At 36.5% G+C, this 9,586-nt stretch carries 6 protein-coding genes; 4 read left to right on the top strand and 2 right to left on the bottom strand.

What is annotated here, in order from left to right:
• Positions 1-2,457, bottom strand: a complete 2,457-nt coding sequence (locus tag ACJJVJ_RS08855; protein WP_405369925.1) for a ligase-associated DNA damage response DEXH box helicase — start codon at positions 2,455-2,457, stop codon at positions 1-3.
• A gap of 206 nt (positions 2,458-2,663) precedes the next feature.
• On the opposite strand from ACJJVJ_RS08855, the gene ACJJVJ_RS08850 reads away from it, so the two are divergent.
• A complete protein-coding gene (locus tag ACJJVJ_RS08850) occupies positions 2,664-2,969 on the top strand; it encodes a hypothetical protein (protein ID WP_104514458.1) in 306 nt (101 codons plus the stop codon).
• A 25-nt stretch (positions 2,970-2,994) separates the two neighbouring features.
• Here the strand turns inward: ACJJVJ_RS08850 and ACJJVJ_RS08845 are convergent, their stop codons facing one another.
• Entirely contained in the window at positions 2,995-3,534 is a 540-nt protein-coding gene (locus ACJJVJ_RS08845) for an alpha-ketoglutarate decarboxylase (RefSeq protein WP_405369924.1), read from the bottom strand.
• 115 nt (positions 3,535-3,649) lie between these two features.
• Here ACJJVJ_RS08845 and ACJJVJ_RS08840 point away from each other — a divergent pair, with 115 nt between their 5' ends.
• From ACJJVJ_RS08840 to ACJJVJ_RS08830, 3 genes are all read left to right on the top strand, one after another.
• Positions 3,650-6,394 (top strand): 2-oxoglutarate dehydrogenase E1 component, encoded by a 2,745-nt coding sequence (locus tag ACJJVJ_RS08840; protein ID WP_405369923.1) that lies wholly within the window; start codon positions 3,650-3,652, stop codon positions 6,392-6,394.
• Between the two features lie 3 nt (positions 6,395-6,397).
• Entirely contained in the window at positions 6,398-7,684 is a 1,287-nt protein-coding gene (odhB, locus tag ACJJVJ_RS08835; protein WP_405369922.1) for a 2-oxoglutarate dehydrogenase complex dihydrolipoyllysine-residue succinyltransferase, read from the top strand.
• A gap of 254 nt (positions 7,685-7,938) precedes the next feature.
• Entirely contained in the window at positions 7,939-9,585 is a 1,647-nt protein-coding gene (locus ACJJVJ_RS08830; protein ID WP_405369921.1) for a hypothetical protein, read from the top strand.
• Position 9,586: the final 1 nt, after the last annotated feature.

Genomic DNA, 9,586 nt, shown 5'->3' with positions numbered 1-9,586 from the left:
TTATTCCCACTTAATCTGCATTCTCTTAATACGATCGGTGAGCTTTTCACTAGATAACTTTTCGCGTAAGCGGTCTGTAATTATAGGAAATGAAAATGGAGTAGGTTGTTTACAAGCTTTCCATACTATCGTTTGGTTTTCAATACGTTCAAAAGCTTCTCGCAAGCGATATTCTTCTATTTCTTGCTCGTAGGTTTCTGTGTATGCCTGACGGTAAAGTAAATTATCAGGTTCATTATCTCTAAATACCTCAAAGAGCAACTGACTGCTGCTTTGCAGGTGTTTTACTTTTACTGCCTTGTTAGGATAGCCGGTAAATACTAATCCAGAAATAACAGCGATATCTCTAAATTTCCTTTTGGCAAGCTCAGTGGCATTGACACTGGCTTCTAGATCCTCAAGAATCATGTCTGATGTGATGAGGTTGTTGTCCAGCACATTTTGCATATCAAATTCTTGGTCACTTAATATTTCAAAACCGTAATCGTTATAAGCTAGCGTAAAACTAATAGGTTGTAATAAACTCATGCGATAAGCCAGGAGTCCTGCCATAGCCATGTGAACTAATCGACCTTCAAAAGGATAAAATACCGAATGGTATCCTTCTCTAGTTTTAAACGTTTCTATCAAGAATTCATGATTCTGTGGTACAATGCTTTCTTGCTGTTGTCTATTAATAATGTCTTTGAGCGCTTTTACCTCTGGAGTTCTCTTTTTACCGCTTTGAAAATGCTGCATTTCTTCTCTTAGTAATTCACCTAATTGAGAGGTTAATGGCATGCGGCTACCCATCCAGCTGGTAACCTTTGCTTTTTTCTTTGAAGAATTACGCACTTGTGCTACCATTCCCTTTAAACGCACAAATTCTAGAGTACGACCGGCAAATACAAATACATCACCACGTGATAATTGACTTATAAAATACTCTTCTATAGAGCCTATGTAACCGCCAGTAGCATATTTTACAGTAATACTAGTTCCTGTTACTATGGTTCCCATTTGTAAACGATGTCGCATGGCGATACCGCGATCGTTTATAAAATAACGACCATCCTCATCTATGGAGACCTTTTTATACTCATCATAAGATTCTAATGAAGCACTACCATAAACTATAAAGTGCAAGCACCATTCAAATTCTTCATAAGTAAGTTCTTGATAACAAAAAGTAGCTTTTACCTCTGGATATATATGATCAGGATAAAAACCTCCAGAAACCGCTAGCGTGCATAAATACTGAATAAGTACATCATAACAATTTAGATAAGGCAGTCTGTCCTCTACAGCTTGGGTTTTAACGGCCACCTGTAAAGCGCTCGCTTCTATAAGTTCTAACGCATGTGTAGGTAAAAAGTAAATAACCGACGTTACTCCAGGTCGGTGACCAGATCTTCCTGCGCGTTGTAAAAAACGAGCAACACCTTTGGGACTTCCTACTTGAATGATGGTTTCTACAGGTGCAAAATCAACTCCTAAATCTAGTGAAGAAGTGCAAACACAAGCTTTCAGAGACTCGTTTCTAATAGCATTTTCTACCCAAATACGTGTTTCTTTATTGATGGATCCATGATGCATAGCTACCTCACCAGCAAATTCTGGATGTTTGTGCATCAGTGCCTGAAACCACAATTCACATTGCGCTCTGGTATTGGTAAAAATCAGTGTTGATTTACTTTTGTTGATAATCTTTACAACATCTTCAAGTAGATGCAATCCTAAATGACCACGCCATGGAAATTTCTCCATCGTTTCTGGAATGATGGAGCGTACTTCTATTTCTTTTTTAAGATTTGCTTTGATGAGTACACTATTGTCATAGCGGTAAGAATCCACTCCTAATAAAACCTGTCTAGCTTGTTCTAGATTTCCTATAGTTGCACTAATTCCCCATATACGCAGGTTTTTGTTAATTCCTGAGAGTCTAGAGAGGCCTAGTTCCATTTGTACACCACGTTTGGTGCCTAGTAGTTCGTGCCATTCATCAATAATAATGGCGTTACAATCTTTAAATACATTTACATGATCCTTAGTGGCAAGCAATAAATGCAAGCTCTCTGGAGTGGTAATTAACAAATCGGGCATGGCTTTTTTTTGCGCAGCCCTTTCTTTTGTGGTAGTGTCACCAGACCTTATTCCTACCGTAAATGGTAAGCCTATACCGTCCACAAATTTTTGCGAAGTTTGTGCTATTTCTTGAGATAGCGATCTTAAAGGTGTGATCCAGATCGCTTTTAACCCTTTTTTATTTTTGGTTTTATAATCTGGGTTTGATTTAATATAACTAAGAACTATTCCTACCCAAAGTGCGTAGGTTTTACCACTACCAGTAGGTGCGTTGAGCAGTCCGTTTTTACCAGATAGAAAAGCATCCCAAGTCTGTTTTTGAAACGGAAAAGCTTTCCAGCCTTGGGTCTCAAAGTAGGATTCGGCGATATGGAGTAATTCTTTTTTTGTCATGAAATCTTCCGCATGGGTGGAAGTCCTTTAGTAAGTCAGTCCGTTTACTTCTTTTAAGTATCTCGATGATCAAGTAGACATCTTGAGATGGATTTTGTTATTTCTCGCTTTCGCGAAAGCGTAAACAAATTATAAATCAAGAATAAGAAATAAAATAATGGACTTGTGTTAGTAACCTATTAAATTTGAATCTTTAAAGTCAACATATGTCAGAAAAGCTTACCATTTTACAAGATAAATTAGAAGATAGGCATCATGTTTTTATGGTGTACAAGAGTCAGGTAAATAAAGATTTACAGCGATCTGGTTATGAGTCTATAGAAATTAATGAACCTAAGGAATTTCTAGATGCTCTAGTTTCTTTATTAAACGAGGCAATAGAAGATAGTGATCCTAAATTGCAACAATTATATTACCTGGCAGATGTGCAAGAAAAAAACCTAGAACAAGGTATTATTCTAGGTTTTATTATGAGGGAATGGAGTAAAATTCAATTTAGATTGAGGCAGTAACTCCGTATAATTATAAATCAATTCATTAAAACAGCACCCTAACAAATGGTTGTATGCCATTTTGATACACACTTTTACGATCATTATATAGGACATCATATCGAGCACCTATTACAAAATTACCTTGTTGATATCCTGCGCCTAAAAATAAGGCAGGCACCCAGTAGGTGTCATCAAAAGCAGGATTATCAAAGTTTCTATTCACATGTAAATATTCAAAATCTCCACTAACTTGGAGAAAATCTAGCGGTTGCGCAATAGCTATTAAACTAACACCAGCAATGTTAGATTTATAACCTTGTACGCTAGAATTACTGTTAGGATCAAATTCTGAATAGCTATAATTGAGACCAGCACCTAGACCAACAAACTGATTTACCTGATAAATGGCTTGTGGTGCGATTAATATAGATGTGTAGCTATTTCCAAAGTTTGCGCCTACATTTCCTCCAAATCGGACTTTTTTCCAAAATTCGGATTCATTTTGATTCTGACTGAAAGAAATGCAAGAAAACAGACCGAATAATGATAATATGATAATGTTTTTAAAATAATAGGTTTTCATGATAGAATGATTAACAAATTGTAGTGTTATAAATATACAAAACCTTATGCCATGACAACGTATTTCTTTATTTTTGCCATAACAATTGATAAAAAGGATAAATTTCCTTCCATATATGGACAAGTTTTCATTTCTCAATGCAGCTCACACTGCTCAGTTCGCACAACTTTACGACGAATATTTAATTAATCCTGATCAAGTAGAGCCGTCATGGCGTGCTTTTTTTCAAGGATTTGACTTTGGTATGGAGAGCGCCCACGAGGGTGATCTTATAGTAGAGCACTCAGGAACACCGGTTGCGGTGCCTGAAAATGTGCAAAAAGAATTTCAAGTAGTTAAATTAATTGATGCCTATCGTACAAGAGGTCATTTGTTTACTAAAACAAATCCTGTAAGAGATAGACGTAATTATGAACCTAAACTAGATCTGGTCAACTTCGGTCTTTCTGATAGTGATCTAGATACCGTTTTTGATTCTGGCGAGTTAATAGGCGTAGGTAAAACTACTCTTAGGAACATAGTCGCTCATTTAACTAAAATCTATTGCGAGAGTATAGGTGTAGAATACATGTATATACGTAAGCCAGATGAGGTGAAGTGGATACAAAACTGGTTGCACAAAAATGATAACCATCCTACTTTTAATAAGGAAGAGAAAATACAGATTTTAAAGAAACTTAATGAAGCTGTTTCTTTTGAATCATTTCTTCATACTAAATATGTAGGACAGAAACGTTTTTCTCTAGAAGGAAACGAGTCTTTAATTCCTGCACTAGATGCGTTGATAGAAAACGCAGCAGATAAAGGTGTGGATCAATTTGTTTTAGGAATGGCTCACCGTGGTCGTTTAAATGTGTTGACTAACATTTTTGGAAAGCCTGTAAAGGATATCTTTTCAGAATTTGACGGTAAAGACTACGAGCAAGATATTTTTGATGGTGATGTAAAGTATCACTTAGGATATACAAGTAAAAGAAAAACCGATAATGGTAACGATATCAACATTAATATCGTACCTAATCCATCTCACTTAGAAACAGTAGGTGCGGTAGTAGAAGGTATTACACGTGCAAAACAAGATATGCACACGCCTGAGAATTTTTCTAAGGTGTTACCTATTGTATTACATGGTGATGCAGCAATTGCTGGTCAGGGAATCGTGTATGAAGTAGTGCAAATGGCACAACTAGACGCTTATAAAACTGCAGGTACTATTCACTTAGTTGTAAATAACCAAGTAGGTTTTACCACTAATTACCTAGACGCAAGATCTAGTACGTATTGTACTGATATTGCAAAGGTGACACTATCTCCAGTATTGCATGTAAATGCAGACGACGCTGAGGCAGTAGTTCATGCGATGAATTTTGCACTAGATTACCGTATGGAATTTGGTCGTGATGTATTTATCGATTTATTAGGTTATAGAAAATATGGTCATAATGAAGGTGATGAGCCTCGTTTTACACAACCACAATTATATAAAGCGATAGGAAAGCATAAAAATCCACGTGATATTTATGCAGACAGATTACTTAAAGAAGGAATTATAAATAATTCTAAAGTAAAAGAATTAGAAAAGCAATATAAAGAACGTCTAGAAGAAGAACTTGCTACTTCTCGCCAGATGGAAAATACCATCATCACACCATTCATGCAAGATGAGTGGAATGGTTTTGAACAAGCGACGGAAGTGGAAATGATGCAACAGGTAGAAACTGGTGTAGATCGCAAAATTCTAGAAGAAATAACTGCGACTATTTCTAAGCTGCCAGAAGATCGCAACTTCATTAGAAAAATAAAGAAGATTGTAGAAACACGTCAGAAAATGTTTGATGAAGACCGACTGGACTGGGCTATGGGAGAACATCTAGCTTATGGTTCTTTAATGCAAGAAGGTTTTAATGTAAGAATGAGTGGTCAGGATGTAGAAAGAGGTACTTTTTCTCACCGTCACGCAGTGGTCAAATCAGAGAATAATGAGCACGAGTTTATCTTGCACAACAATCTTGATGTAAAAGGACAAATGTATATCTATAACTCACACCTTTCTGAATATGGTGTGGTAGGTTTTGAATATGGTTATGCACTGGCACGACCTAAAACATTAACGATTTGGGAAGCACAATTTGGTGATTTCTCAAATGGTGCACAAATTATGATGGACCAGTACATAAGTGCTGGAGAAGATAAATGGAAAAATCAAAACGGTTTGGTAAAATTATTGCCACACGGTTATGAAGGTCAGGGAGCAGAGCACTCCAGTGCGCGTATAGAACGTTATTTACAGCTTTGTGCCAAGGATAATATGTTTATGGCAAACTGTACAACGCCAGCAAACATTTTCCACCTATTGCGCCGCCAGATGAAAGTGAATTACCGCAAGCCTCTTGTTGTTTTTACTCCTAAATCTTTGTTGCGTTATCCTAAAGCGGTAAGCACGGTGTCTGAATTTGAGAACGGGCATTTTCAAGAAGTTATAGATGTTGATGGTGACGCTTTCGCGAAAGCGGAAACATTAGTATTCACTTCTGGTAAATTCTATTATGATCTATTAGAATATAGAGAAGAAAATAACCGTACCGATGTGGCACTGGTAAGACTAGAACAATTGTTCCCACTGCCAGTAGATCAAATGCAAGAAATTATTAAAAAGTACGGTTCTAAAGATGTCGTTTGGGCACAAGAAGAACCTAGAAATATGGGAGCATATTCCCACTTAATGCTACACATGCCAGAGACTAGATCTTGGAGAGTGTGCTCAAGAAATATGTACGCAGCTCCTGCTTCTGGTAGTTCTACTAGATCTAAAAGAAGACAGGCAAGAATAATAGAAGATGTATTTAATACCAATAAATAAATTATGGCTCTAGAAATGAAAGTGCCTTCACCAGGCGAGTCGATTACAGAAGTAGAAATAGCAGAATGGTTAGTTGCCGATGGTGACTGGGTTGAAAAAGACCAAGCCATAGCAGAGGTAGATAGCGATAAAGCTACCCTAGAATTACCAGCTGAAGCGAGTGGTATTATTACCCTAAAGGCTGAAGAAGGTGATGCTGTTGCCGTAGGTGCTGTTGTGTGTCATATTGATACAGAAGCAACAAACCCTAATGGTGGTTCTAAAGATGTGGATAACGCACCGTCTTCTATGGGAGGTGGAGATGAAGGAGGAAATAATGGAGATGTAGCCAAAGAGATGCAAAAGGATAATGCTGATAACAGCAAGACCGCATCTTCTAAAGCTCCACAACCTACTCAAGCTAAAGAAACATATGCTAGCGGTACTGCAAGTCCTGCGGCTAAGAAAATTCTTGATGAAAAAGGTGTAGATGCTAAGTCTGTTTCTGGTAGCGGTCGTGATGGTCGTATTACTAAGAACGATGCAGTAAATGCAAAACCTTCTATGGGTACACCAGGTAATGGATCTCGTGGAGAGTCACGTTCTAAGCTTTCTATGTTACGTAGAAAAGTGGCAGAGCGTCTAGTAAGTGTTAAGAATGAAACTGCGATGTTGACTACTTTTAATGAAGTTGACATGAAACCTATTTTTGATTTACGTAAAGATCATAAGGAAGCGTTTAAGTCTAAACACGGTGTAGGATTAGGTTTTATGTCTTTCTTTACTAAAGCGGTAACTAGAGCACTAGAAATGTATCCAGCGGTTAATTCTATGATCGATGGGAAAGAAATGATTTCTTACGACTTTGCAGATATTTCTATTGCGGTTTCTGGTCCTAAAGGATTAATGGTTCCTGTAATTAGAAATGCAGAAAACCTTTCTTTTAGAGGTGTAGAACAAGAAGTAAAAAGACTTGCATTAAGAGCAAGAGATGGAAACATTACTATTGATGAGATGACTGGTGGTACGTTTACAATTACTAACGGAGGTGTTTTCGGTAGTATGATGAGTACACCTATTATCAACCCACCACAGAGTGCAATTTTAGGAATGCACAATATTATAGAGCGTCCAGTAGTAGTAGATGGTAACATCGTTGCACGTCCTATGATGTATCTAGCTGTTTCTTATGACCACCGTATCATCGATGGTAAAGAGTCTGTAGGTTTCTTAGTAGCTATTAAAGAAGCGCTAGAAAACCCTATCGAGATCTTAATGGATAATGATGTGAAGAAGGCGTTAGAATTGTAGAATTTTTCTAATTATCTAACATAAATATAAAATACTCAATCGATTTGTCGATTGGGTATTTTTTTTGATATGAATAGCAATGTGTTGTATTTTTGTAAGTTATGGTTTTATTTGTTGTGTTTAAATGTTAAATAAAAGTTAATAAACCATCTGTCTATTCATTTATTTTGATCTGGTTGTAAGTTTATAATCCCCTGAATATTATAATCAATTACTAACCAGCCTATTTTATGATAGGTACAAAACCATTATCTATGTTCAGGAAATCTTACCTGTATTACTTATTCTTTACAGTCATTGTTCTTATCTCTATCTCTTCTTGCGAGAAGGACGAAATAGTAGATGTTCAACATGGTGAATTAGATCCTAAAATATCAGGTCGTCCTGTAAGTATTAATGAATTACTAAGCCAGAAAAATCTAAGAGATAAAATTAGTAATATTACTAGTCGCAGTATTACTAAATCAAGTGTGAATAACATTAAACTAGATACGACTCTTATTAAAATGATTCAAGTAGATTCTATAACCCACTATACTTTTAAAATTCTACCTCAAGAATCTGATTCTACATCTGTATTAAAGAATTATATCTTATCGGTCGTAAATGATTCTACTTTTATTCAAATAATTGCAGAATACCCTAGATTAGGAACAGATGATTACGACAAGAGTAATGTATCTATGACTCAAGTTTTTGGGGACGATTTAATACCTAGCTTTGTAAAATGTGGTATGACGTTAACACTTCTTCCTGCTTTAGATTGTTATACATGGAGTTGTGGAGGAAGTACCGGAGATGGAACTCATGAAAACGGAGATTCTGAATGTAAGGCTAAAGGGTCTGATAGAGCAGGTTACAATTGTGTTACAAGTTGGACTTTTGTAAGAGGCTCCAGTCCATGTGATAATGGTGGCGGTGCTATTTCTGGTGGTGGTGGTGGAGGTGGGAGAATATATATACCCATTGATCCAGTAGAGGACGAGTTGTCAGAAATTGAATCTTTTTATAATTCTATAACTACGTATTTAAACACCTTTATACAAAGTGATGCTCAATTAGACTTAAAGCAAGAATTAGAATTATACTTAGAACAGGAAAATTATTCCACAGCCGCACAGAGTTTTGCAGAACAAGTTATTAAAGCAAAATGGGAAGACCCAAATGCTGAGATTGATTATCAGTTTAAATCTATTGAAGATTCTGATATTCCAGATTGCTTAAAAGTCATAATTGATAAGTTTAAACCAGATGGAAACGGTATAAGTGTTGATGTAACTGGATTAACAACCGGACTTTATACGGAATTAAATCTAGCTGGAGATGTCCTAGAGTTATTTGATAATGATGGTAATTATGGTCTTAGGTTCTCTGTTGGGGATCTTGACCCATACAGGACAGGACGAGTACCAAACGCTCATACTGAAAGTGGTCCAACAAATTTAGGTGGTAGAATGTCAGTGATAACCTTTGATCAAAATTATGTGAATAATGCTACAGATTTAGCGTTAGCAAGAACTGTAATTCATGAATTGGTTCATGCTTATATTAAATATCAACTAGTAAATCAACCTGGTGGAGATATGGGAAGAGCTATTGATGAACTTTTTGGACAAATATATATTGGTAATGCTCCAGGTGATCCTCAACACGTTTTAATGGCAAATGCATTTGTAGATGCAATGGCAAACTCTTTGGAACAATGGCACAATGATCCTAATGTAGCAAGCATTGAGTATACTAGAATGGCTTGGTCTGGTGGGATGAGGGATAGTGATGCTTATGAAGCGCTAGACTTCACAGAACAAAATTTAATAATAAGTAGAGACGCTGTTGAGTCTAGGGAGTTACCACCTTCATTAGAGGTCCCACTTTTAGGAATAATACCAACAAACTGTTAAC

It is taken from the genome of Nonlabens sp. Asnod2-A12 (assembly GCF_045063745.1).
In the GTDB taxonomy this organism is placed as follows: domain Bacteria; phylum Bacteroidota; class Bacteroidia; order Flavobacteriales; family Flavobacteriaceae; genus Nonlabens; species Nonlabens xylanidelens.
This window is presented reverse-complemented; position numbering and strand designations above follow the sequence as displayed.

Excerpts from the sequence above, each read along its gene's own strand:
- ACJJVJ_RS08855 (WP_405369925.1), bottom strand. The coding sequence starts at position 2,457 with ATGACAAAAAAAGAATTACTCCATATCGCCGAATCCTACTTTGAGACC.
- ACJJVJ_RS08830 (WP_405369921.1), top strand. The coding sequence starts at position 7,939 with ATGTTCAGGAAATCTTACCTGTATTACTTATTCTTTACAGTCATTGTT.
- ACJJVJ_RS08840 (WP_405369923.1), top strand. The coding sequence starts at position 3,650 with ATGGACAAGTTTTCATTTCTCAATGCAGCTCACACTGCTCAGTTCGCA.
- ACJJVJ_RS08845 (WP_405369924.1), bottom strand. The coding sequence starts at position 3,534 with ATGAAAACCTATTATTTTAAAAACATTATCATATTATCATTATTCGGT.
- ACJJVJ_RS08850 (WP_104514458.1), top strand. The coding sequence starts at position 2,664 with ATGTCAGAAAAGCTTACCATTTTACAAGATAAATTAGAAGATAGGCAT.
- odhB (WP_405369922.1), top strand. The coding sequence starts at position 6,398 with ATGGCTCTAGAAATGAAAGTGCCTTCACCAGGCGAGTCGATTACAGAA.